17 protein-coding genes and 2 pseudogenes are annotated in these 22095 nt (G+C 72.5%); 5 read left to right on the forward strand and 14 right to left on the reverse strand.

All coding sequences use genetic code 11. The features are described from left to right. Positions 1-1609 (forward strand): RICIN domain-containing protein (locus C1J00_RS16195; RefSeq protein ID WP_245936365.1); only part of this gene is annotated, 1609 nt, incomplete at its 5' end. A 60-nt stretch (positions 1610-1669) separates the two neighbouring features. On the opposite strand, the gene C1J00_RS16200 is transcribed toward C1J00_RS16195, so the two are convergent. Further along, complete coding sequence (locus C1J00_RS16200; RefSeq protein ID WP_102909783.1) at positions 1670-2839, reverse strand: lactate 2-monooxygenase; 1170 nt, start codon at positions 2837-2839, stop codon at positions 1670-1672. A gap of 171 nt (positions 2840-3010) precedes the next feature. After that, positions 3011-3565 carry an ATP-binding transcription factor AbmR gene (gene abmR, locus C1J00_RS16205; protein ID WP_102909784.1) on the reverse strand — a complete coding sequence of 185 codons (555 nt, stop codon included), beginning with the start codon at positions 3563-3565 and terminating at the stop codon, positions 3011-3013. Between the two features lie 326 nt (positions 3566-3891). On the opposite strand from abmR, the gene C1J00_RS16210 reads away from it, so the two are divergent. Then, positions 3892-4326 carry a protease inhibitor gene (locus C1J00_RS16210; protein ID WP_102909785.1) on the forward strand — a complete coding sequence of 145 codons (435 nt, stop codon included), beginning with the start codon at positions 3892-3894 and terminating at the stop codon, positions 4324-4326. Positions 4327-4489: 163 nt separating this feature from the next. Here C1J00_RS16210 and C1J00_RS16215 read toward each other — a convergent pair whose 3' ends face one another. The 3 genes from C1J00_RS16215 to C1J00_RS16225 are packed head-to-tail and all read right to left on the reverse strand — an operon-like array spanning position 4490 to position 6362. Then, positions 4490-4696 carry a CDGSH iron-sulfur domain-containing protein gene (locus tag C1J00_RS16215; protein WP_102909786.1) on the reverse strand — a complete coding sequence of 69 codons (207 nt, stop codon included), beginning with the start codon at positions 4694-4696 and terminating at the stop codon, positions 4490-4492. Further along, positions 4677-5333, reverse strand: coding sequence for a HemK2/MTQ2 family protein methyltransferase (locus C1J00_RS16220; RefSeq protein WP_245936366.1), 657 nt, complete (start codon positions 5331-5333; stop codon positions 4677-4679). The genes C1J00_RS16215 and C1J00_RS16220 overlap by 20 nt, the downstream gene beginning before the upstream one ends. Before the next feature lie 21 nt (positions 5334-5354). Continuing rightward, the gene (locus C1J00_RS16225) at positions 5355-6362 is read right to left on the reverse strand and encodes an iron-containing redox enzyme family protein (protein WP_102909788.1); all 1008 of its coding nucleotides are present in this window, start codon (positions 6360-6362) and stop codon (positions 5355-5357) included. Between the two features lie 75 nt (positions 6363-6437). Between C1J00_RS16225 and C1J00_RS16230 the strand changes: the two genes are divergently transcribed. Further along, positions 6438-7046, forward strand: coding sequence for a flavodoxin family protein (locus C1J00_RS16230; RefSeq protein ID WP_102909789.1), 609 nt, complete (start codon positions 6438-6440; stop codon positions 7044-7046). A gap of 21 nt (positions 7047-7067) precedes the next feature. Here the strand turns inward: C1J00_RS16230 and C1J00_RS16235 are convergent, their stop codons facing one another. The 6 genes from C1J00_RS16235 to C1J00_RS16260 form a co-directional block, all read right to left on the reverse strand. Next, positions 7068-7268 carry a hypothetical protein gene (locus C1J00_RS16235; protein WP_102909790.1) on the reverse strand — a complete coding sequence of 67 codons (201 nt, stop codon included), beginning with the start codon at positions 7266-7268 and terminating at the stop codon, positions 7068-7070. Positions 7269-7326: 58 nt separating this feature from the next. Beyond that, the gene (locus C1J00_RS16240; protein WP_102909791.1) at positions 7327-8334 is read right to left on the reverse strand and encodes a Ppx/GppA family phosphatase; all 1008 of its coding nucleotides are present in this window, start codon (positions 8332-8334) and stop codon (positions 7327-7329) included. A gap of 196 nt (positions 8335-8530) precedes the next feature. Then, a complete protein-coding gene (locus C1J00_RS16245) occupies positions 8531-11356 on the reverse strand; it encodes an NHLP bacteriocin export ABC transporter permease/ATPase subunit (protein WP_102909792.1) in 2826 nt (941 codons plus the stop codon). 1 nt (position 11357) lies between these two features. Then, on the reverse strand, positions 11358-13583 hold the full coding sequence (locus tag C1J00_RS16250; protein WP_102909793.1) for an NHLP family bacteriocin export ABC transporter peptidase/permease/ATPase subunit: 2226 nt from the start codon (positions 13581-13583) through the stop codon (positions 11358-11360). Further along, complete coding sequence (locus C1J00_RS16255) at positions 13580-14386, reverse strand: biotin/lipoyl-containing protein (protein ID WP_102909794.1); 807 nt, start codon at positions 14384-14386, stop codon at positions 13580-13582. Before C1J00_RS16255 ends, C1J00_RS16250 begins: the two co-directional genes overlap by 4 nt. 116 nt (positions 14387-14502) lie before the next feature. Continuing rightward, positions 14503-14718 carry a type A2 lantipeptide gene (locus C1J00_RS16260; RefSeq protein WP_102909795.1) on the reverse strand — a complete coding sequence of 72 codons (216 nt, stop codon included), beginning with the start codon at positions 14716-14718 and terminating at the stop codon, positions 14503-14505. Positions 14719-15462: 744 nt separating this feature from the next. Here C1J00_RS16260 and C1J00_RS16265 point away from each other — a divergent pair. Beyond that, a complete protein-coding gene (locus tag C1J00_RS16265) occupies positions 15463-16770 on the forward strand; it encodes a S1 family peptidase (protein WP_102909796.1) in 1308 nt (435 codons plus the stop codon). Between the two features lie 258 nt (positions 16771-17028). On the opposite strand, the gene C1J00_RS16270 is transcribed toward C1J00_RS16265, so the two are convergent. Beyond that, positions 17029-19185 (reverse strand): PP2C family protein-serine/threonine phosphatase, encoded by a 2157-nt coding sequence (locus tag C1J00_RS16270; RefSeq protein ID WP_180989569.1) that lies wholly within the window; start codon positions 19183-19185, stop codon positions 17029-17031. Positions 19186-19503: 318 nt separating this feature from the next. On the opposite strand from C1J00_RS16270, the gene C1J00_RS16275 reads away from it, so the two are divergent. Next, a complete protein-coding gene (locus tag C1J00_RS16275; protein ID WP_102909797.1) occupies positions 19504-20112 on the forward strand; it encodes a response regulator transcription factor in 609 nt (202 codons plus the stop codon). A gap of 291 nt (positions 20113-20403) precedes the next feature. Here C1J00_RS16275 and C1J00_RS46795 read toward each other — a convergent pair. Both C1J00_RS46795 and C1J00_RS45895 read right to left on the reverse strand, forming a co-directional pair. Further along, positions 20404-21516, reverse strand: a pseudogene (locus C1J00_RS46795) (ATP-binding cassette domain-containing protein); the annotation flags it as partial. A gap of 392 nt (positions 21517-21908) precedes the next feature. After that, positions 21909-22095: pseudogene (locus C1J00_RS45895) on the reverse strand (hypothetical protein); the annotation flags it as partial.

Consider the following 22095-nt stretch of genomic DNA (forward strand, 5'->3'; position numbering starts at 1 on the left):
CCCTCGTCCTCCGTATCCCCCGCCCGGCGGGGATCCGGGGGAATCCGATGAATCACTCGCCGCTCCGCTGAGAGGAAGCCCGGAGGGCGAGGTCGCCGCCCATTCCGTCGCGCTGCTGATGGCGCGGCACTACCAGCCGGTGTACGACTACGCGGTCATCTGTCTCGCCTCGTCGGCGCAGGTCGCCGCGATGGTGACCGGAACCGCCTTCCACCGGACCCTCAACCGCCTCGCCTTCGGTGAGTCGGCCGTCGCGCTGCGCCCGGCCCTTCTGGTGACCGTGCGCGACACGATCCGCGAGTGGTCCGGCGACGACCGAATATCGGCCGTTCTGCCCGCGCTGCAGAAACCTGCCGGAGGGCGCGGGCTGCGCGCGGCGACGTCCATGACGCCCGAAAATCGCATCCTCGCGGAGCGGGCATTCCAGGCACTTCCCGCCGCCTCCCGCTGTTTGCTGTGGCATGTCGAGGTCGAGGCTGATCCTTTAAGCGTCCCGGCCGGCCTGCTGGGCATGGACACCGACATCGCCTCGGCGGCCCTCGAACAGGCCCGGGACAAATTCCGCGAAGGCTGTGTACACGCCCATCGCGAACTCGCGCCCACCCAGGATTGCCGCTTCTACAACCGCCTCCTCGACGTCCCGATCCGCCGGGGCGGCGCACTCCTGCCCGATGTCCAGCAGCATCTGGACGAGTGCCGCTACTGCCGGGGCGCGGCGGAACAACTGAGCCATTTCGAGGGCCCGCTGGGGCCGTTGACCGCCGAGGCGGTACTCGGCTGGGGCGCCCACCGCTATCTCGGCTCACGCCCGGGACGCGCGTCGCACGGGAGCCGGGGTGCTCGCTCCGGCCGGCGCGGCGGCGGTCGGCGGGGCGGCGGACGGCACGGTCTGCTGTCCCGGCTCCCCGTGCCCGCCCGCCGGGTACCGGAGGCGCTGCGTTCCTCCCGGGCACTGCTCTCGGGCGTCGGCGCGGTCTCGGCCGGGGTGCTGGCGACGGTGCTCATCATCAGCGCGTCCTCCCACGACGGCGGGGAGGCCGACCCGGCCGGGTCCAACAGCGCGGCCGACGGCAAGGGCCCCACGTCGGCGACGCCGCCCGGCACCGCCGGGCTTCCCTCGGCACCGGGGGTGACGCGGCTGCGCAACGCCGGTGCCGACCTGTGCCTCGACATCCGGGACCTGCCGAAGGAGGGCTCGGGCGCGAAACTGGCGGAGTGCACGGCGGTGTGGACCCAGCAGTGGACGTACGAGGACGACGGGCTGCTGCGCAGCGTCGCCGATCCCGGGCTGTGTCTGGACTCCCACAAGGACGCCGGTGTCGTCGTCCTCGGCACCTGTGCCGACGAGGATGCCGAGCGGGGCGACGACGTGCGCTACGACATCACCGTTCAGGGGGAGTTGCTGCCCCGCTGGGACGAGCGGCTCGCCCTCGCCCCGGCCGACGACGACCCGGACGCCGACATCGTCGTCAAGGTACGCGACCACTCCTCCGACGCGCAGCGCTGGCAACCGGAGCCCCTGCCGACGGCGGAGGGCTCCCTGTCGATCGAGGAGCAGCGCGACCCGGCCGCCCGCCAGGTGACACTCACCGACGGCCGGACCGCCTGACGGCGGGCCCCGGAGCCCGGGCGGGGCTGCGCGGCGAACGCGCGGCGCAGCCCACCCGCGTCAGGCCGGATCCTCGACGAGGTCGGCCGGACAGACCGTGCTCGGCGTCGAGTGCCCCGAGAGGGCGAGGGTGAGGTCGAGTTCGGCCAGCAGGCAGCGGATGACGTGCTCGACGCCCGACCGGCCGTCGAGGCCGAGGCCGTAGACGTACGGACGGCCGACGAGAACCGCGCGGGCGCCGAGGGCGAGAGCCTTGAAGATGTCGTCACCGGTGCGGACGCCGCTGTCGAACAGGACGGTGAGCCGGTCGCCGACCGCCTCCGCCACGCGGGGAAGAGCGTCGGCCGCCGCGACGGAGCCGGCCACCTGACGGCCGCCGTGGTTGGAGACGATCACGCCGTCCATGCCGGCGTCGGCGGCCAGGCGCGCGTCGTCCGGGTGCAGGACGCCCTTGAGGACGATCGGGCCGTCCCAGTTCTCCCGCAGGAACACGAGGTCGGGCCAGCTCTTGGCCGGGTCGGAGAACATTCCGACGAAGTGCATCACGGCCGCGTTCGGATCCTCGTGCACCGGCTTGGCCAGACCTGCCTGGAAAGCCGGGTCCGAGAAGTAGTTGGCCGTACCGACCCCGTGCAGGAACGGCAGGTACGCCTGGTCGAGATCGCGCGGCCGCCACGACAGCAGCGGTGTGTCCAGGGTGACGACCAGCGCGGTGAACCCGGCCGCCTTCGCCCGGTCCAGGAAGCTGCGGGCCACCTCCGGGTCCTTCGGCCAGTACAGCTGGAACCAGCGCTCGGCGTCACCCATGGCCTCGGCGACCTCCTCCATGGGCGTGCTGGACGCGGACGACAGGATGTACGGCACGCCCTGCGCGGCGGCGGCCCGGGCCGCGGCGGGCTCGGCGTCCGGGTGCATGATCGACAGCACGCCGACCGGTGCCAGTGCGAGGGGGGCGGGGAGGGGCCGGCCCAGCACCTCGACCGACAGATCCCGCTCGTGCACGTCCCGCAGCATGCGCGGCACGATCCGGCGGCGCTTCAGGGCCGCCAGGTTGGCGCGGGCCGTACTGCCTTCGCCCGCGCTGCCCGCCACATAGCCGACCGGGCCGGGCCCGAGCCGCTGCTCGGTGAGCTCCTCCAGCCGGGTCAGATCGGTGGGCAGCCGCGGTACGGCACCCGCCATCCCGTTCAGATAGATCTCGTACTGGAAGTCCGCCCAGTGCTTGCCCACGTACGCACGCCTCTCGTCGTCTCCTCGTCGAGACCGTGCCGTACCGCGACGATACCGAGCGGTATGTGCTCTGGTGGATCAGGGGCGGACCGCTGCCCGTGCAGCACACGGGCCGGCGCGCTCGGTGGCGGGAACATCGAGCCCGTGCGCCGGCGGGAGGTATCCGACAGGTCACTCCTCGTCCGCGCCCGGTGCGGGGTCCGGCTCGGTGTCCGGGCCCTGGGACCTGACGCGTTGCACGTGTTCCAGCGAGTCGCGCAACTCGGCCAGCCAGTCGTCCGTATGACGCTGGACCAGGCGCACGCACCAGGCCAGCGCGTCGCTGCGGCTGCGGGCCACGCCGCCGGCGATCAGGGTGTCGAGGACCTGGCGCTCCGGCTGGCGCAGCCGCGTCATCACCGGCGCGGCCACGTGCGTGAAGAGTGTCCGCCGCCCGCCGCACTCCACGCCCCAGGACACCTTCCGGCGGAACCGGTGCTCGGCCTCGCGTGCCACGGCCATCCGGTCCTCGCGGGTGCGCTCCCGGAACTCCTGGGCCCGGCTCTCCAGGGCTGCCTCCCGCTCGGCGGCCGGGACGTCCTCGGCCAGCCGGGGTGCGGGGATGCGGCCGATCACGGTGATCTCCTCGCGGTCGACCGTGATCTCGGTCAGTTCCTCGAAGAGGTCGTCGGGCAGGCGGCCTGCGAGCCAGCCGCGAAGCTTCTCTCTCTGCTCTGTCGTAATCATGTAATGACGATTACTCGGCACTTCCATGAACACAAGGGGCCACGAAGCGGTCGGCTGAGAGCGGAATCGGAATGTTTCAGGCCTATTAACGAGCACACGGAAATCAGCCATCTGGCCGCTTCGTACCCCCGGAGGCCGTGCGGTTACGGGCTTCACCCGCGCCGATTCCGTAACTTCACGCCACTGATTCAATACGGAACGTTACTGAAACCCGTGGGGTCGATGTGTGTTTCCACTGCGGACTCGGCAGACTCGCGCTCGCCGCTCCGGGCACCGACCGAGCACGGGACGGCACACCCTGTAATCGATGCGGAAGGATGCACACAATGCGGAACACCGCGCGCTGGGCCATGACTCTCGGCATGACGGCCACAGCCGTCTGCGGACCCCTCTCCGGGGCCGCGCTCGCCAATCCGGGTCAGGCCCCCACCGCGCTCTACGCCCCGTCGGCCCTCGTCCTCACGGTGGGCCACGGTGAGAGCGCGATCGCAGCGACTCCGGAACGCGCGGTCACCCTGACCTGTGCCCCGACGCCCGCCGGCACGCACCCGGCGGCCGGGCCGGCCTGCGCGGAACTGCGTGGCGTCGGCGGTGACTTCGACGCCCTGACCGCGAGGGACGGCGTGATGTGCACCAAGCAGTACGACCCGGTGGTCGTCACCGTCGACGGCGTATGGCAGGGCAAGCGCGTCTCCTACGAGCGCACCTTCTCCAACGACTGCATGAAGAACGCCTACGGAACGGGCGTCTTCTCCTTCTGAGAGGGCTGAGCCCACAGACCGGGATCGCGCTGGATCCGTGAAGCGCAGCGGGCCGTGGCTGGGGAGCCGGGCCGTTGTCACGGAAAGCAGCGATCTCGTGCAAGGGGGCCGGCGGGCGGAGTGGGGCCGCCCGCCGGCCCCTGGGCTTCTCACGCCAGGGACATCACGCCCGGTCGCGGTGGCTCGTGTCGCACCACGGGTAACGGCGGCTGCGGCGGCAGGTGCACAGGGCCACGCGGAAGCGGTCGGAGGTGACGACGGAGCCGTCCTCCAGCTCCACCTCCACCGGCCCCTCCATCAGCAGCGGGCCCTTGCGCTGGACGGCGACGCGGCGAGGTGCGGCGGACCGCTCAGACGGGGAGTTCGGCACGGACGACCACCAGCTCTTCCTTGTCATCGGCGGCGGACAGCAGCCCCCGCTCCCGCAGCCAGCGTTCCCGCCCGCGCAGCACCGGCCCGAGCGCGATCCGGCGCCGGCGGGTCACGGCGGCCTTCAGGCCGGCCGCGCGCAACTGCCCGACGGTCAGGTCCGGGCCGCTGAGCGCCGACTGCACGAGCAGCAGCACGCCGCCCGGCCGCAGCAGTCCGGGCGCCTGCCGGCAGATCCGGTCGACGACCAGCCGCCCGTCGCCGCCCGCGTCCCAGGCCCGGGCCGCGCCCCGCGGCGGCCTGCGATGACCGTCCGGCGCCGGCACGTACGGCGGATTGGCCAGGATCAGATCGAACGTCTCCTCGCGCACGGGATCGAACAGGTTCCCGTGCAGGGTGCGGACCGGGAGTCCCGCCACACGGGCGTTCAGCCGCGCGGCCCACACGGCGCTCCAGGACACGTCCACGGCGGTCACGCGGCTGCCCCGGCGCGCGGCCTCCAGGGCCAGGGCACCGCTGCCGGTGCCCACGTCGAGGACTTCCGCGCCCGGCGGCAGCGGCTCGTCGGACAGGGCACCGGCCAGCAGCTCGGTGTCCTCCTGCGGGGCGTACACGCCCGGGGGTACCAGTGCAATCACGGACACCGAGTACCCGGGCAATCAGGAGATATGAGCTGCTTCTGGGGCAAGCGGTGCACGCAGTGACGAACGGGAGGCACGCCAGTCGGCGAGCAGCCGGGTGCCGAAACGTTCCTCGACGAACTCGGTGGCGTCGATGCCGAAGGCGACGTCCGGGGCGAGATGCGGCTCGCGCTCCAGCAGCCCGCCGATGACATCGTGACGCACCACCTGCTCGTGGACCGCGTCGGCCTCGACGTGCTCGTCGTAGAAGTGTTCGGCCGCGGGCCCGGCTCCCGTGCGGCGCATCGTCTCGGCGAGCCGCCGCGACCCCGGTGACGAGGTGATCTCGACCGTCGCGAAGTGGCCGACCAGGGCGCCCCTGAGCGCCCGGTGCAGCCCGAAGAGGGACATCATGTTCACCGTGACCAGTGCCTCGGCGGACGCCGCGTCGAGATAGCGGCCGTACGTGGTGTCCAGGCCCAGGTCCGTCATCAGGTCGGCGAACAGACGGGCGTGCACACGGTCGGCGCGGCCGCCGCCCCACTCGTCGAACTCGACCGCCGCCATCGCCGCCTTCGCCCGGCCCCACAGCCGCGGCAGCACCCAGGCGTGCGGGTCCGCCTCCTTGAGGTGGTACAGGGAGCGCTGGGTCGCGTACTCGCGCACCTGCCACAGTTCGCCCTCGTCACGCAGGAAGTGGGTGACGCCGGCGCCGTCGACGGGTTCGACCAGCAGGCCGGCCAGTGCCTCGTCCACGCTGTCGTGGACGTGCGCGTCGGTGCGCAGCGCGGACAGGAAGCGCTGCTCCATGGCGGCGCGGACGCGCAGCAGGTCGGGGTCCCACTCGCGCTCCGGAGGGACCCCCGCGAAACCGCGGTAGTGCAGCTCGTAGCACAGGTACAGGGCGAGCTGGAGGTCGTCGCCGTACACCTCGGCGCGGGCGACCTCCTCCAGGCCGGGCAGACGGCCCGCGCCCCGCAGATACGCGTCGACATCCCTGCTCAGCGGGCCGCGGGGGGCCGGCAAACGTGGTCCTTCGTGCTCCATCCACGCCGGGTACCCGCCCGGCGACCGGGGTCACCCCTTGCGTGACACCCGCCCAGGAGGGTACTCCGGCGTGTCATGCAGGCACTCGTGGTCAACTGCACCCTCAAGAAGTCGCCCGAGACGTCGAACACCGAGGCGCTGGCGAACGTCGTCGTCGAGCAACTGCGGAAGGAGGACGTGGAGGTCGACGTCGTACGGGCCGTCGATCTGGACATCGCCCCCGGAGTGACCAGCGAGCCGGTGCACGACGGCGACGCGTGGCCGGGTGTGCACGAACGGCTGCTGGAGTCGGAGATCCTGGTCATCGCCTCGCCGACCTGGCTGGGTGGGCCGTCCTCGGTTGCCCAGCGGGTGCTGGAGCGGATGGACGCGATGATGTCCGAGACGGACGACGAGGGCCGGCCCGTGGCCTACAACCGGGTGGCGGGGGTGGTCGTCACCGGCAACGAGGACGGGGCGCATCACGTGATCAACGAGATCACGGGGGGCCTGGAGGACATCGGCTACACGATCCCCGGCCAGGCGTGGACGTACTGGAACCAGGGGCCCGGCCCCGGGCCGAGCTTCCTCGACGCCGAGCGGTGCCACGACTGGTCGCGGTCGACCGGGCGGGCCATGGCGGCGAATGTGCTCGGTGTGGCGCGGGCCCTGGCGGCGCGGCCGCTCGGGCCGCCGCCCCAGTAGCCGGGGCCCGCCCCGTTCACGTCAGTTCCCTTCGGACTCCTCCTGCGCCCGCGTGTTGGGCGTGACGGCCTCTCCCGCCTCGCCCTGGTGACGGCGTTGGTCCGCGGAGTCCCGGGTGCGGTTCTCGGCGTCCTCGACCTCCCGCAGCACCTCCTCCAGGGCCGTCTCGGGCGGCTTGCCGTGCTGGTCCTCGCCTCGGTCGTGGTCCTTGTGCTGGGACACGGGGGTCTCCTTCCTGTTCGGTACGTCTTCGGTACGTCACGCCCTGGCTGTGGACGGTTCAGCCGGAGGCCGTGGCGATGCGCAGCGGCATCGGGTCGGGAGGGGCGGCCTCGGCGCTGCGCCGGGTGACCTCCGCCCACCAGGAGGGCCCGTCCTCGATGTGGCGCAGCAGCACCCCCTCGCGGATCGCCCACGGGCAGACCGTGATGGCCTTGATGCCGGTCAGCTTCAGCGCGGTGTGCCCGACCACCGCTCCCGCCAGGCTCTGCGCGGCGCGCGGCGCGGAGATGCCGGGCAGATGCGCGCGTTCGGCGGCGGGCAGCGCGGCCAGCTGTGTGATCGCCGCCCGCAGTTCGGAGCGGTGCATCTGGCGGTCCACGAACGGGCCGTGGCGTCCGGGCGCCGCGCCGCACAGCCGCCCCAGCTGCTGGAAGGTGCGGGAGGTGGCGACCGCGGTGCGCGGGCCCTCCCAGCGGATCCGCGCCGCGACGTCCCGCAGCTGGTGGCGGACCTTGCGGCGCAGGGCCCGCACCCGCTCCGGCGACGGCGGGTCCTCGTCCGAGAAGAACTCGTGCGTCAGCCGCCGCGCGCCCAGCGGCAAGGACGCCACGAAGTCGGGCAACCGGCCGCGTCCGAAAGCGACTTCGAAGGTACCGCCGCCGATGTCGAGCAGGGCGAGCGGCCCCGACCGCCACCCCATCCAGCGCCGGGCCCCGAGGAACGTCAGCTCGGCCTCGACCTCGCCCGGCAGGGTGCACAGGTCGACGCCCGTACGGGCGCGGACCGTGCGCAGCACCTCGTGCCGGTTCGGCGCGTTGCGCACCACGGCGGTCGCGAACGCCAGCGGACCCGCGGCACCCCACCGGGTGGCGGTCCTGCTCGCCTCGGCCACCGCGTCGACGAGTTGTTCCACGGCCCGCTCCGGCACGGGTCCCCCCGGTGTGACCTGCTCGGACAGCCGGAGTCGCCACTTGGCGGTGTGCACGGGCAGGGGCACCCCGTCCGCCGCGTCGGCGACCACCAGTCTGACCGCGTTCGATCCCACATCCACCACACTGATTCGCATGGGCGGTGGGTACCCGTTTACGGCTCCGGTCAACAGATCACACGCCGCGGACCGGCGAGGACGCGCCACCGGGCGGGGAGAAGGGGGCGCGGTGTCCCTGTCCCTGTCCCCGTGCACGAGACTGCCCCCGGCGCCTCCCGCCGGGAACCGGCGAAGCGGCAACCCACCGCCGGGACTGTGGGGGGAGGGCGCTACGTCACGCCATCTGCCGCCGTACCAGCTCGTGCAGCCGTCCCTGGGTGTCGGCGAGAAGCTGGGCGGGCGGGCCCTGCTGGATGACCTTGCCGTCCTCCATCACCACGACCCGGTCGGCGTCCATCACGGTGGACAGCCGGTGCGCGATGACGACGCGGGTGGCGTTGAGGGCCTTGGTGCTCTCGATGACCGTGCGCTGCGTCTCGTTGTCGAGCGCACTGGTCGCCTCGTCGAAGAAGAGGATGCGCGGTCGCCGGATCAGCGCCTGGGCGATCATCAGCCGCTGGCGCTGGCCGCCGGAGACGGCTCCGCTGCCCGCGACGATGGTGTGCAGCCCCATCGGCATCCGCTTGATGTCCTCGGCGAGACCGGCCATCTCGGCGGCGGCCATCGCCTCCTCCGGCGTGTACGGCTCGGTGCCGCAGATGACGTCCAGGATCGAGCCGTTGAACGGCTGCGCGTGCTGGAGCACCACACCGCACTGACGGCGTACCGCGGACTGGTCCAGGGCCGCCAGGTCCTGCCCGTCGTAGAGCACGCTGCCCGACACGGGCCGGTCGAAGCCGATCAGCAGCCGCAGCAGGGTCGACTTGCCGCAGCCGCTCGGGCCGACGACCGCGACGAACTCGCCCGGCCGCACCTCGAACGACACGTCGTCCAGGACCAGCGGGCCGTCGTCCGCGTAGCGGAAGGACACCCGGCGTGCCTCGATCGCCCCGGTCAGCGGACCCGGCCGGGTGCTCGCCGTACGCACCTCCGGCGTCGCGTCCAGCACCGGCTTGATCTCCTCGAACAGTGGCAGCGCGGCCACCGCCGAGACGAACGCGCCCGTCAGCTGGGTGACGGAGGTCAGCACCATCGTCACCGAGGTGCTGAAGGTGAGGAACGCCGCCGCCGACATCGAGCCGCGGGCCGGACCGGCCAGCAGCATGAACATCAGCAGGGTGCACAGCGGCAGGTACACCGCGCCCAGCACCGTCGTGAGGTTCTTGATCCGGCCGACCCGCTGCTGGAGCTCACGGCTGCGCGCGAACTCCGACGCCCACGCGGCGTACGCGTAGTTCTCGGCGGCGGCCACCCGCAGCTTGGGCAGCCCACGCAGCGTCTGGAACGCCTGGTTGTTCAGCTTGTTGGCGAGCACCACAAGACGCCGCTGCCAGCGCACCTGCCACAGCCCGAGCCCCAGGAACACCGCCGCGATGACGACGAGCATGCCGATCGCGGCCATCGCCATCGGCACGCTGAACCAGAACAGCAGCCCCAGGTTCATCGCGCCGACCGTCACCGACTGGGCGACCGTCGGCCCGACCCCCGCCAGCAGCCGGCGGATCGCACTGATACCCATGGCCGCGCTGGCCAGTTCACCCGTGGAGCGCTCGGTGAAGAATTTCGTCGGCAGCCTCAGCAGCCGGTCCCACACCGCCGGTTGGAGCGTGGCCTCGATCCGGCCCTCGATCCGCAGAATGGTGAGGTTCTGCAACAGCATGAAGGCCGCCGCCACCACACTGCTGAGCATCACCGCGAGGCACACCTGCACGATCAGGTCCGTCTGCGCCTTGGGCACGAACTCGCCCAGTACCTTGCCGGTCGCGATGGGCACCAGCGCGCCGATCGCCACCGTGACCAGACCACTGAGCAGCAGGCCCGTCAGATCGCCGCGCATCCCCTGCATGCAGAACCGCAGCAGCCTCAGAGGACTGAGCCCCCGCTCCGGCAGGGGGCGGTAGAACATCACCGCGCGCGGCTCGAACTCCTCGGCGTTCGCCTTCTCGACCGGCGTCTCCCGCCCGGTCGACGGATGCACCGCGACATAGCCGCCGCGCCGCCACAACAGCGCCACCGGCGCGCCCGACAGTTCCCGCCGGCCGACCAGCGGCCCCACGTTGTCCCGCCACCAGGGGCCGTCGAGCCGTACGGCCCGGGTCCGCACCCGGGAGGCCAGGGCTACCTGCTCGACCGGGTCGAGGCGGTCGCCGCCGGTGCCCTTCTGGGTCGGCTCGGTGATCCGGATCCCGGCAGCCTGCCCGACCAGCTTGCAGGCCGCGTACGTGGCGTCCGCGTCGGCTGCGGTCGTGCGCTTCGAGGAGCGCTTGCCGATCGAGGCGAGCAGCGTCTGGTCGGCCTGGGCGCGCACCGCCTCACCGGCCTTGATGCCCTCGGCCGTGCGCGTCTCGTGAGTGCGCTCCAGCTGTTCGATCCAGCGGTCCAGCGTGGTCAGCAGCCGGTACTGCTGGTCGACCATGGACTGCCACAGTGCGGGGTCCATCAGCAGGTCGGCCGCGGCCTCCGCGCCGTACAGCGAGCCGTACTGCACGCTGCCCGGCGGCACCTGCATCCAGAACACGTCATCGTCCGTGGGCGCGGCGGCCCGCTCGGTGGCCATCGGCGCCTGGAAGAGGATCGACAGGCTGCGGCCGACCCCGAGGGCGAGCGCGTACTCCAGCGGACTCGTCGTCGGCGGCACGTACTGCGGGTTGCCGTACTCGTCGTACGACCAGGTCGCCGTGTTGGCGGGCTGGTACAGCTCGCGCAGGCCGATGCGGTGCACCACGCAGTCCCGCAACGGCCGGGCCACCAGGGTGTGCTGCGGGCCCGGCACCGGGCCGAGCACCAGCGAGCCCGCCTCCAGACGGCCCAGATGGTGCCAGTGGCCCTGCTGCCCGGCGTCGACGGCGAACAGGTCCACGGCTCCGGACGCGACCAGCCACAGCACCTGCGGGCCTTCGAGGTCGAGGCGGTTGAACCCGGCGCAGTCGATGCGCGAGCCCATCTGCCCGAAGGCGCCCAGCACGAGGTCGCCGTGGTGTCCTTCGTGAACGGCCGTCATCTCACCGCTCCCTGACCAGTGCCGCGTACGCGCCGCCGCCGGCCACCAGGTCCTCGTGCCGTCCCCGCTCCACGACCGTGCCGTGTTCGAGGACGACGATCTCGTCGCTGTCGCGCACCGTGCTGAGCCGGTGCGCGATCACCACGCAGGCGCAGCCGCGCCGGCGCAGGTTGTCCATCACGACCTGCTCGGTCTCCGCGTCCAGCGCGCTCGTCACCTCGTCGAGCACCAGGATGCTCGGACGGCGCACCAGCGCCCGGGCGATCTCCAGGCGCTGGCGCTGCCCGCCGGAGAAGTTGCGGCCGTCCTGCTCCACCCTGCTGTGGATGCCGCCCGGCCGGCGCGTGATCACGTCGTACAGGGCGGCGTCGCGCAGCGCGTCCTCCACCGCGTCGTCGGGGATGGACGGGTCCCACAGCGCCACGTTGTCCCGGACCGTGCCCTCGAAGAGGAACACGTCCTGGTCGACGAAGGAGACCGAGGCGGCCAGCGCCCCGCGCGGGATGTCCTCGATGCGCTGCCCGTCGATACGGATCACGCCCTCCCACGGCGCGTACAGCCCGGAGATCATCCGGGACACCGTGGACTTGCCGCTGCCCGAACCGCCGACCAGGGCGACCTGCTGCCCGGGGCCGACCGTCAGGTCGAAGCCGGTGAGCAGCGGCTTGTCGAGCGGGCTGTAGCCGAACATGATGTTCTCCAGTTCCACATGGCCCTGGAGGCGGCGCGTGGACTCGCTCGCGCCCGGCCGGCCGTAGAGCGGGTCGGCCTTGAAGTTCTCGACGTCCTTCAGCCGGGCCACGTCCGCCGCGAAGTCCTGGATACGGCCCGCGACACCGTTCAGCCGGGTCAGCGGGGCCGTGAACCGGGTGACCAGGGCCTGGAAGGCGACCAGCAGACCGACCGAGATGTGCCCCTCGACCGCCCGCATGCCGCCGATCCACAGGATGAGCGCGCTGTTGAGGGTGGCGAGCGTCGGCGCGACCACGCCCAGGTAGGCGCTCGGCACGCCGAGACGCTGCTGCTCCTCCAGGGTGGTGGCGTGCTGCCCGGCCCACTTGCGGAAGTAGCCGTCCTCGCCGCCGGTCGCCTTCATCGTCTCGATGAGCTGAAGGCCCGTGTAGGCGGTGTTCGTGAGCCGGGCCGAGTCCGCGCGCAGCTTCGCCGTGCGCGTCGCCCGCAGCCGGATCACCACCCGCATGGCGACGATGTTCAGCAGGGCCACGCCGATGCCCACGAACGTGAGCTGCGGGTCGTAGGTGTACAGCAGCACCGCGTACAGGACGACCACGATCGCGTCCACGCCCGCCGCCGCGAGGTCGCGGGACAGGGTCTCGGACACCGCGTCGTTGGACTGCAGGCGCTGGACCAGGTCGGCCGGGCTGCGCTGGGAGAAGAACGTCACCGGCAGCCGCAGCAGATGCCGCAGGAAGCGGGCGCTGGAGAGGGTGGAGGAGATGATGCGGCCACGCAGCAGGTTGGCCTGCTGGAGCCAGGTCAGCACCACCGTGAGCAGCACGCACGCCGCCATCGACGGGAACAGCACGTCGAGCAGCGAGGTCTGGTTGCCGATCAGGAACTCGTCGATGTAGGTCCGGCTCAGCGCGGGCACCGCCGCACCGACCGCCACCAGCAGCAGACTCGCCAGCACCGCCGCGGGCATCGTGCCCGCCGTGCCGCGCAGCCGGGCCGGCATCGCGCCGAGGACACCGGGCTTGCGGCCGCCCCGGGCGAAGTCCTCACCGGGTTCCATCACCAGCACGACACCGGTGAAGCTGCCGTCGAAGTCCTCCATGGGGATGAACCGGCGGCCCTTGCCGGGGTCGTTGATGTAGACGCCCCGGCGGCCGAGGCGCCGGCCCATGCCGTCGTAGACGACGTAGTGGTTGAACTCCCAGAACAGGATGGCCGGGGACGTCACCTCGGCGAGGGCGGCCAGGTCCATCTGCATGCCCTTGGCCGTGAGGCCGTAGGAGCGGGCCGCCTTCAGGAGGTTGCTGGCGCGCGAGCCGTCCCGGGAGACACCGCAGGCGATGCGCAGTTCCTCCAGCGGGACGTGCTTGCCGTAGTGCCCGAGCACCATCGCCAGGGAGGCGGCGCCGCACTCGACGGCCTCCATCTGGAGCACGGTGGGCGTGCGGACGGTCTTCGCCCGGGCCTTGGGCACCTTGCGCTTGGGCGGGGCGGCGCGTCGCCTGCTCCGGGGTTCCTGTGCGGTCGCGCTCATGGCAGCAGCCAGTCGACGGGGCGCTGGTCGGACAGCCGGATGGAACCGGAGGCCAGCGTCATGGAGGTCAGCTTGTACGGAGGCCCGTCCGCGGAGGACCACCTGTAGCCGCTCTTGGTGGCGGAGGACCTGTCCAGCCGGACCGTCACGGCCACCGGTCTGCCCTTCTTCGTGAACTGCTCGCCCAGCTGGCTGTCCCCGAGGAACGCGCCGATCTGCTGCGGGGACTGCGCCGAGCGGTCCACCGACTTCACATGGCCGCGCAGCACGCCGTACTCCTGGGTCGGCACCGACTGCACGGTCAGGTCCACGGCCGCGTCGCCGGGGATCGAGGCGGCGTTCTCGGCGGGGACGTACACGGTCGCGTAGAGCGGGTCCCCGGCACGGGCGACCTTCTCGACGGCGGCGACGTTCGCGCCGGTCTGGATGATCTGCCCGACGGTCGCGGCCAGCGCGGAGACACGCCCCGCGTCGAGCGTACGGACGACCGCTTCACCGTTGCTCGTACGGACCTTGAGCACGGGGGAGCCGGCGGGCACCTGCTCGCCCTGCTTGGCGAGCACCGCGGTGACCTGTCCCGCGACGGGGCTTTGCAGGACGTAGCTGCCCTGCCCGTGCGTGATGATGGCGGGTGCGCTCACGGTGGAGGTCACCGAGCCGGTCACCGCCCACACCGAGGCGGCGGCCATCGCGACCACCGTCACCGAGAGCACGAGCCAGCCCTGCGGGCGGGCGAAGCGCACCGGCAGGTCGAGTTCCTCCGGTGACTGGAGCTTGGCGAGGGCCTGTTGGCGGAACTGCAAGGAACTTCCCTCACCCGTGGAAGAGGTACGGACGGCCGAGGCAGAGGCTCGTACGGAACCCGAAGAACCCGGAACCGCCGGCTGCGGTTCCGGGAATCAACGGCACAAGGGCTCGATCAGAGGCCGGAGACCAGGCCGGTGACCGGGGCCGTGTTGAGGCCGGTGACGCCCTCGACGGTGCCGACGGCGGTGTCGACCAGGCCGGAGACCGGGGCAATGCCGTCAACGGTGTCGGTGACGGTGTTCACGGCGTTCACGGACAGGCCGCCGGAGATGGCGTCGAGCTGGGTGTCAGCGATCTCGACGGTCTCGACCTGGGGGGTGGAGTTCATGATGGAACTTCCCTTCATATGGATATCTCACAAGGGGGGAGCGGCCCCCTCTGGGGACAGATGACGGCCGCGACCGCGAGCACCGGGCATCCGTTTCCGAGTGCCCTGAGCGGCCCCCGCGGTGCGATGGATCAAAGCACGCTGCGGCTCCGCGCTTCCAATCAACCACCCCCCTCACCAGGCAACTTGCGCCTCAGCGGCACCGATCCGTGCAGGTTCGTGCACTGCTTGGTGGCGACTCCTTCACATGCGGCACCGCATCGGCGCATCCCGACCCCTGCCCGGCGGGACGGCGAATCCGGCACTCCCACCCCAAAGGCGTGTCCGGCACGGCCGGGGTGTGGATAACCCTTATTTCGGTGACCGGGTTGAGCATTCGATGTGCAGATTCGCTGAAGCCGGGATTTGGCTCCGTGACCTCGACGGATCGTTCCCGGACAGATACGGAGCGTTGCGTTCCGCCAGGCCGGTGGGCGCCCGTCGCTGAAAGGCCGTCATTCGGCCATGGATCCCCGGGGGCCGGCGTGCCGGGCCCCGCCGGACCGGCCTGGTGTGAACAGGGCGGCCGGGGACCGAGCGGTCACCGTGCGGGCCGCGGGAGTTGGCTGATTCCGCAGCGCGAAGGGATCACTTGCAATCGGAATTGAACGCCCCGCGAGGCCCGTGCGTACCAACTGCCATCCAGGCGCCCCCCAGAAGCTGCCGGACGGCGGCACCTACTCCGTTCCCCAGGAGGAGAGAAGTTTGAGTCACAAGCGAATTCCGAAGCGCAAGGCCGCGATAGCGGCGGGCAGCGTGGTGGCGCTCGGCGCGGCCGCGATCCTGCTCCCCAACGCCAACGCATCGCAGGACGGTTCGTCCGACGACGCGGCGGCCGCGCCGAAGACCCTGAAGGCGGGCGACGCCTCGGATCTCGCCTCGCAGCTCTCCGGGCTCCTCGGCGAAGCGTTCGGCGGCTCCTACTACGACGGCGACAGCCAGCAGCTCGTCGTCAACGTCGTACCGGGCGACAACAACAACGTGGTCGTGCAGGCGAAGGCGGCAGGCGCGAAGGTCCGCGAGGTCGAGAACAGCTGGTCGGAGCTGCGGGACGGCGCCTCGACGCTGAAGTCCGAGGCGACCATCGCGGGTACCTCGTGGTCGATCGACCCGCGCACCAACAAGCTCCTGGTGACGGCGGACAGCACCGTGACCGGCGCCAAGTGGGACAGACTGGAATCCACCGTGCAGGAGCTCGGCTCCGGCATGGCCACCATCAAGAAGTCCTCCGGCACCTTCAAGCCGTTCGTCTCCGGAGGCGACGCCATCTTCGCGGGCGGCTCGCGCTGCTCCCTCGGCTTCAACGTCACCGCGGGAGACGGCTCGCCCGCCTTCCTGACGGCCGGTCACTGCACCCTCGGCGGCAACGAGTGGTCGGACACCCAGGGCGGTCAGCCGATCGCCACCGTCGACCAGTCGACGTTCCCGGGCAACGGCGACTTCGCACTCGTGAAGTACGACGACCCGGCGACCGAGGCGCCCAGCGACGTCAACACCGGCAACCAGACCGTCCAGATCACCGAGGCCGCGGAGGCGACCGTCGGCCAGGAGGTCTTCCGGATGGGCAGCACCACCGGGCTCGCGGACGGCCAGGTCCTCGGCCTGGACGCCACGGTGAACTACCCGGAGGGCACCGTCACCGGTCTCATCCAGACCGACGTCTGCGCCGAGCCCGGCGACAGCGGCGGCTCGCTGTTCACCCAGGACGGTCTCGCCATCGGCCTGACCTCCGGTGGCAGCGGTGACTGCACGGTCGGCGGCGAGACGTTCTTCCAGCCGGTGACCACCGCCCTGGAGGCGGTCGGCGCGACCCTCGGCGCGGGCGGTGCCGCGGGCGGCGGTGCCGGTGCCGGTGACGAGGCCGGTGCGGGCGACGAGGCCGGTGCCGGTGCCGGTGCCGATGAGCAGGCCGGAGGCGACGAAGCGGGTGCCGGGGCCGGCGCGGGTGCCGGAGCCGGTCAGGACGCGGGCCAGGGTGTCGAGGACAACTCCGGTCTGACCGAGAGCCGCTGACCCCTTCTCAGCCGTCGGCAGCCGGTCCGACGCCGCCGGCCCGGTTCCGCCCCCTTCCTGGCGGAACCGGGCCGGCCACCGGCGTTCCCACCCGGGGCGTCGGCGCCCCGCCGGCGCGGAGCGTCGGCAACCGACGACAACGCGGCAGACGCGCGTGCCGGACCCCGCCTCTGCGGCGTGCTCCGAACGACAGGCCCTCGCCCCGTTCAAGGACCACTCAAGGCGTGTCGCCTGTCACAAACGTCCCGGGCGGCACCCCTAGCCGAGCGCTCTGATCAGCAACAGGGCGATGTCGTCGAGCCGTTCCTCCCCGTCTGCGCGGCGCTGTTCCTGCTGGATGAGGCTGTCGGCCAGTTCGTCCAGCGGCTGGTCCCCGGCGTCGCCCAGCCGCCGGCCCAGATCGGCGAGCGCCTCCTCGAAATCCGTGCCGGGGGACTCGACCAGCCCGTCGGTGTACAGGACGAGCAGCGCACCGGGAGCCAGAGCGACCTCCGTTGTCGGGTACACCGCCGAGGCGTCGATGCCCAGCAGCGGGCCGCCCGCCAGGTCGAGGACGCGTACCCGGCCGTCCGGGCGTCTCAGCAACGGCGGGGGATGGCCCGCCCGGGACATCACGGCCCGCCCGTGCTCCGGGTCGAGCCGCAAGTACAGGCAGCTGGCGAACAAGTCGGACCCCAGGTCGAGCAGCAGCCGGTTGGTGCTGCGCATGACCTCCTCGGGCGCCTGCCCCACGGTCGTGTACGCGCGCACCGCGGTGCGGACCTGCCCCATCAGCCCGGCCGCCGTCACGTTGTGGCCCTGGACGTCCCCGATCACCGCCGCCGCCGTCCCCTGAGCGCCCACGAGGTCGTAGAAGTCGCCGCCGATGTCCATGCCCTGAGTGGCCGGCACATAGCGGCCGACCGCCTCGATGCCGGGCAGCGACGGCAGGGAGTGCGGCAGCAGCGCCTCCTGCAGTCCGTGCGCGAGCCGGTACTTGGCGTCGTAGAGGAGCGCCCGCTCCAGTGCCTGGGCGATCAGCCCGGCCATGCTGGTCATCACCGCCCGCTCCTCCGTCGGGAACGGGTGGGGCTCGGCGTAGGAGAGCACGCACGTCCCCACCGGGCGGCCCTGGGCGATCAGGGGGAGATAGGCCCAGGCCGCGAAACCGTCGGGGGTGGCGAGACGCGCCGGGTACAGGCGCTCCAGCTGTTCCTGCGACTCGAAGAAGGCGGGCACGCCCGTGCGCAGCACCTGGGTGCCGGGCGTCGACTCGGTCAGGGGCATCCCGTCGAACCGTTCCACCAGGTGCGGGTCCCGGTATCCGCGGTGCCCGAGCACCTGCAGCCGGTTCGCCCGCGAGCCCAGCACGACCAGGGCCTGGCTGCCCACGGCCGGGGCGATCTCGTCCGCGACCAGCTGCACCACGTCCTGCACCCCCACCGCCTCGGTGAGCGCCCCGGCCAGGTCCAGCACCTGCGAGATGGTGACCAGCCGGGAGGGCGCCCCGTCGGGCGGCGGTGCGGTCCGGTTCATCCGGGACACGGCCCTGGACCGGGTGATGCGGACGCTCAGACCCGTCGTGCTCGGGTACAGCCGGAACGACAGCCACTCGCCGGGCGGGCGCAGCGCCACGAACGACGTGACCTGCTGACTGAGCAGCGCGGCCCGGTAACGGTCCTCGTACACCGGGTCGTTGAGCCAGGGAACCGACGCCCACAGCTGGGTGCCGAGCAGCCGGCTCACCGGGACGTGCAGCAGTTCGGCCGCCGCCGCGTTCACGAAGCCGATGCGTCCGTGCAGGTCCAGCGCGACCAGCCCGTACGGCAGCCGGCTCACCATCCGGGCGGCCTCGACCGTGCCGAGTGAGCCGGCCATGCCTCCGACCGCGGGCGCGGCGAGCAGATCGGTCTCGGGGTGCGGCGGGATGCTGTGCTGGGCGGCCCGCTCCAGCCGGACCGCCAGCCGGCCGCAGGCCGCGGTCAGATGCTCGCGCTCGTGGTCGGACATCTCCTCCGGATGCGCGCCGGGCCAGGTCACGAAGACGGCGCCGTAGACGGTGGACTCGGTGGCGATCGGCACCGCAGCCAGGGCGAAGGGGTACGGCAGCACCACGGCGATCCGCGGATAGTGTCGAGCCATCTGCTCCTCGCCCCCGACCCACACCAGCCGCCGCTCGCGTGCCGCGTCGGAGACCGGGATCGGCGCGTTCAGACCCACTCGCTCCCAGGGTGCCGCGAACGCCCGGGGCAGCCCGGCCATCACCGCCATCTCCAGCACCGGCTGATCCGGGGACATCAGGTACACCGCGCCGGAGTGGGCGTGCACCTCGTCCATCATCGAGGCCAGCGCCAGGGAGAGCAGGGGCCGGCCGACCGGCGTCCTGGCGGCTGCCGGCGCCTGTGCGGAGGACTGCCCGTCGGACACGACGACCACCTCCTCGCACGGCCGCGCGACCGGGTCCAGGAACAAATCTCCCCCCTGACGGCCCGTCCCGCACGACGAGCGGCTCCGGAGCCGCCCCCGGTTACCGTCGGTCACATGTGCTCCGGCCCCGTCGGGGGCGCGTGCCTACCCCGACCGCCCCGACCCATGCCCCCGTAGTCGAAGCGTGGCCGGGCGTACGGGCGCTGAGCGTGCGCCCCCGCGCACCCTGATGGCCGGTTCTCCGCGCCCACGCAGGGTCACGGTCGCGAACAATGGGGCACGCGCTCAATACGACGAGGGGGCGTACGGCGAGCGGAGGGGGTGGCAGTGATCCGGGTGCTTCTGGTGCACGACGAGTGTCTGGTGAGGTCGGTGCTGGCGGAGTGGCTGCGGCAGGAATCCGACCTGGCGGTGCACGACACGTCGTGGCGCGGCGCGCCGGGCACGATGCGGTCGGTTCGGCCGGACGTGTGCGCGGCGGACCTGGAGTGCGCGGACTCCTACGGCATCCCTCCGCTGGGCGAACTGTGCCGGCCGGGGCCGGACCGGGCGCGCCCGCGATTACTCGTGCTCGCCACCGCGAACCGGCCGGGCCTGCTGAAGCGGGCGGCCGAGGCGGGGGCGCTCGGCTACGTCGACAAGGAGGGATCCCCGCAGAACCTGCTGCGCGGGATCCGTCGCGTCGCCGAGGGGGAACGTTTCGTCAACGACTCGCTGGGCTTCGGATTCCTCAAGGCGGCCGAGATGCCGCTGACCCGCAGAGAACTGAGCGTGTTATCCCTCGCGGCCGAGGGGGCCTCCATCGCGGAGATCGCCGGGAGCCTGCACCTGTCCCACGGGACGGTCCGCAACTACATGGCGGCCATCACCCGCAAGACCGGGGCCCGCAACCGCATCGACGCCATACGCATCTCGCAGGGCCAGGGCTGGCTCTGATCCTGGCCGGGCCGGTGCGGGAGCCCAGCTCCCGACGAGGTCCCGGTACAGCGCGGAGGAGCGCATCAGCTCCTCATGGCTGCCGTACGCCGTGCGCCGGCCGTCCATCACCAGGACACGGCCGGCGCGGCGGGCCGAGCTGATGCGATGGGCCACGACCACCAGGGTCCCGCCCGGCCGTGCGGCGAACGCCCGCTCCGCGCGCTCCTCCGTCTCGGGGTCCAGATGGCAGGTCGCCTCGTCGAGCAGGGCGAGCGGGGCGTACGACAGCCAGGCCCGGGCCAGCGCGACCAGCTGCCGTTCGCCGGCCGACAGCGCCGCCGGATCGACCCGGGCGCCGAGCCCTCCGAGCCGGCCGGCCAGGGGAGTGAGGCCGACCGCCTCGGCCGCGGCCAGCATCTCCTCCTCGGGGACGGGGTCCGGGCGCAGGTACGCGAGGTTCTCGGCCAGGGTGCCGCCGAACACGTACGCCTCCTGCGGGATGAGCACCCGCTCGGCCGCGGCCTGCGGGCCGGGCACGGGGTGCCCGCCCACCCGGACGGTGCCGCGCGAGGGCGTGAGCAGCCCCGCCACGAGCGCGGTGAGCGTGGACTTGCCGGCGCCGCTGGGACCCACGACGGCCAGGTGCGCGCCGCGCGGCAGGTCGAGGTCGAGGTCCTGCACGACGGGGGCGCTGGCGGGGCCGTAGGCAAAGGTGACGGAGGCGAGGGAGAGGGCGGGGGGCGCCTCTTCGCCGGGCCGGTCCCGCACGGGACGCTGGAGCGGGAGGCCGCGGCCGGCCGGCGTGGGGCGCGGTGGGTCGCCGTCGTCGGCCCCCGGAACATGGCTGCCCGGGCCCGTCCGAGGCGTGTCGGCGTCGGCGGTGTCCGTGCGGGTCAGCCTGCGCAGCACCACCGCCAGCCGGGAGCCGCTCGTGCCCAGGCCATGGATCAGGTTGCGCAGGGCCGGGAGCAGGGACTGGGTGACGTAGGCGAGCGCGCCGACCAGGCCGCCGGCGGTGACGCCCCGGGACAGGAGCCAGGGGGCGGCGGCGAGCAGCAGCACGATCGGCAGCTGGCCGCCGATCGTCAGGGACACCACACGCAGCACGCCCCAGCGGGCCAGGGCGCGCGCCGCCCGCAGTTCGGCCTCGACCCGTTTCCCGGTGCCGTCGGCGATGTGCGCCTCCGCGCCGGTCGCCGTGATGTCCCGCAGGCCCGGGCAGACGGTGCCGAGGTCACCGGCGAGGGCCTCGTCGGCGAGCAGGAACGTCTCCTGCCGCCGGGCGAGCGGCCGCAGCGTCGCGGCGAACAGCGCCGTGCCGACGGCCAGGGGCGGCCCCACGACCAGCAGGAGCGGTGGGGCCAGGGTGAACAGGCCGGCCAGGGCACCGACGGCGGTGACCACGAAGGAGCGGGAGACCATGACCAGTCCGGCGAAGGTGTCCCGGGCGATCTCCACCTGCTGGGTGAGCCCGGACAGGCAAGCCGCGTCACCGGTCCGCACCCCGCGCGCGACCACGCGCTCCACGAGCCGGTCCCGCAGCGGTTCGACCAGCGCGGCGACGGCGGCGTAGACCCGGGCGGTCCCGTACGCGCCGAGCAGGACACCGATCCCGGTCACCGCCAGCCAGACCAGCCCGACATCGGCCCGCCCGCGCAGGAATCCGTCGTCCAGGGCGCGGGCGGGCCCGTACCCGATGAGGAAGGTCTGCCCGGTCTCCAGGACGGACCAGGCGGTGAGCCGCAGCAGCACCCGACGGCGGGCCAGCAGGAAGCGCAGACCCCGGGCGGGCAGGCCGGCGGGGGACCGGGCCGTCACGAAGCCGTCCCCTCCCCGGCAGCGGCTACGGGCCGCGTCCGGCCGTTCATGCCGTCATGTCCCTCTCCGTTCCCGCCCCGGGTGTCCAAAACCGGTGGCGCGTCGCTGTCGCCCGGGTCCGCGGGCCCGGCCCCCTCCCCGAACACCGCCCGGTACTCCGCGAGGCGCCACAGCTCCTCGTGC

The sequence above is a fragment of the Streptomyces cahuitamycinicus genome (assembly GCF_002891435.1).
In the GTDB taxonomy this organism is placed as follows: Bacteria; Actinomycetota; Actinomycetes; order Streptomycetales; family Streptomycetaceae; genus Streptomyces; species Streptomyces cahuitamycinicus.

What these genes read in the sequence shown, in the direction of transcription:
- C1J00_RS16250 (WP_102909793.1), bottom strand. Translation starts at nt 13,583, where the DNA reads ATGAGCGCGACCGCACAGGAACCCCGGAGCAGGCGACGCGCCGCCCCG.
- C1J00_RS16230 (WP_102909789.1), top strand. Translation starts at nt 6,438, where the DNA reads ATGCAGGCACTCGTGGTCAACTGCACCCTCAAGAAGTCGCCCGAGACG.
- C1J00_RS16210 (WP_102909785.1), top strand. Translation starts at nt 3,892, where the DNA reads ATGCGGAACACCGCGCGCTGGGCCATGACTCTCGGCATGACGGCCACA.
- C1J00_RS16245 (WP_102909792.1), bottom strand. Translation starts at nt 11,356, where the DNA reads ATGACGGCCGTTCACGAAGGACACCACGGCGACCTCGTGCTGGGCGCC.
- C1J00_RS16225 (WP_102909788.1), bottom strand. Translation starts at nt 6,362, where the DNA reads ATGGAGCACGAAGGACCACGTTTGCCGGCCCCCCGCGGCCCGCTGAGC.
- C1J00_RS16240 (WP_102909791.1), bottom strand. Translation starts at nt 8,334, where the DNA reads ATGCGAATCAGTGTGGTGGATGTGGGATCGAACGCGGTCAGACTGGTG.
- abmR (WP_102909784.1), bottom strand. Translation starts at nt 3,565, where the DNA reads ATGATTACGACAGAGCAGAGAGAGAAGCTTCGCGGCTGGCTCGCAGGC.
- C1J00_RS16260 (WP_102909795.1), bottom strand. Translation starts at nt 14,718, where the DNA reads ATGAACTCCACCCCCCAGGTCGAGACCGTCGAGATCGCTGACACCCAG.